The sequence below is a fragment of the Bartonella sp. MR168JLCBS genome, assembly GCF_042194175.1.
The window spans coordinates 1-1,125 of sequence record NZ_JBHIMP010000136.1 but is presented as its reverse complement, the minus strand read 5'-3'; the positions used below and the strand labels follow the sequence as shown (position 1 = coordinate 1,125).

Here is a 1,125-nt window from a genome sequence, read left to right as displayed (position 1 = left end):
GACACTAACGCCGCGAATTGTTCATCTGTTAATGAAACTGTAACAGCGCGTTCAACGACATTTTCAAATTGTCTTAAGTCTTGGCAAAGAAGTTCTTCTGCTTGCTTTTCCGTGATGGTCATGCCTTCATAAACAAAAGGCTTTCCAGCATTGTTTGTATGTCCATAACCTATTGTCCACACACCAATGGTATCTTTGTAGGCGTTTAAACGCAAGCCTTCCCATTGTTTGATAAGTGCAAGTCCCTCTAATGATATTTTTCGCATGTGTTGCTCCATAAAAAAGCCCCACACAAGGCGGGGATGAGTGAATATTAAAAATTGCAATTATTGCCTTTTATTAAAAATCTCGTTTCATGTAACTTTTTTCTGTGTTATACGTTACATGAAACATAATGGAGATTTTGTTATGGCTACAATGCACGTCAATGAACGCGTTCAAAAACATCGCAACGCACAAAGAAAAGCAGGTTTGCGTTTAATGCAAATTTGGGTACCAGATATTCGCCAACCGAACTTTGCAGAAGAGTGCCGACGCCAATGTCGCTTAGTCGCAAAAATGGATAAAACAGATACATCTATGCAGTTGTTGATGGATCAATCTTTAATGGATGTTGATGGCTGGACAGAATAATGCGTGGATCTCTCGTCACAATAGCTATGCAAGGCGATTTTGGTAAACCAAGACCTGCGTTAATCATTCAAGCTAATCAATTTAGTGAGCATACAAGTGTAACGGTTTTACCAATTACAAGTACACTTGTTGATGCGCCATTACTCCGCATTACGATTCAGCCAAACACAAAAAATGGTTTACAAAAACCTTCGCAAGTAATGATTGATAAGATTATGACGGTAAGATGTGAAAAAGTTAGTCCAGCTTTCGGCTCCATTCATGCAGATAAAATGGTAGAAATTGAACGCTGTTTAGCTGTATTTTTAGGAATAGTAAAATAAAAATAGTATTTCTTTTTATCATCATAAAATAGCTTTGTTTATCTATCTTCTTCATCCATATGGATGACGCCTTCTCCTTCGTCGCATGCGTCTGGTGGGGCGTTTGGATCAAGGGTATCATCCTTGTCTGGTGTTGTGTTTGCAACGTTTCCAGCCGCATCTTCTTGCG

The 1,125-nt window shown here is 38.9% G+C and carries 3 protein-coding genes; 2 read left to right on the top strand and 1 reads right to left on the bottom strand.

What is annotated here, in order from left to right; genetic code table 11:
- On the bottom strand, nucleotides 1-266 hold a 266-nt coding region (locus tag ACFIK8_RS09810), incomplete at its 3' end, for a lysozyme (protein ID WP_375669313.1).
- A gap of 142 nt (nucleotides 267-408) precedes the next feature.
- Here ACFIK8_RS09810 and ACFIK8_RS09805 point away from each other — a divergent pair.
- Both ACFIK8_RS09805 and ACFIK8_RS09800 read left to right on the top strand, forming a co-directional pair.
- The gene (locus ACFIK8_RS09805) at nucleotides 409-633 is read left to right on the top strand and encodes an antitoxin MazE family protein (RefSeq protein ID WP_273791685.1); all 225 of its coding nucleotides are present in this window, start codon (nucleotides 409-411) and stop codon (nucleotides 631-633) included.
- Nucleotides 633-956 (top strand): type II toxin-antitoxin system PemK/MazF family toxin, encoded by a 324-nt coding sequence (locus tag ACFIK8_RS09800; RefSeq protein WP_375620473.1) that lies wholly within the window; start codon nucleotides 633-635, stop codon nucleotides 954-956. The genes ACFIK8_RS09805 and ACFIK8_RS09800 overlap by 1 nt, the downstream gene beginning before the upstream one ends.
- Nucleotides 957-1,125: the final 169 nt, after the last annotated feature.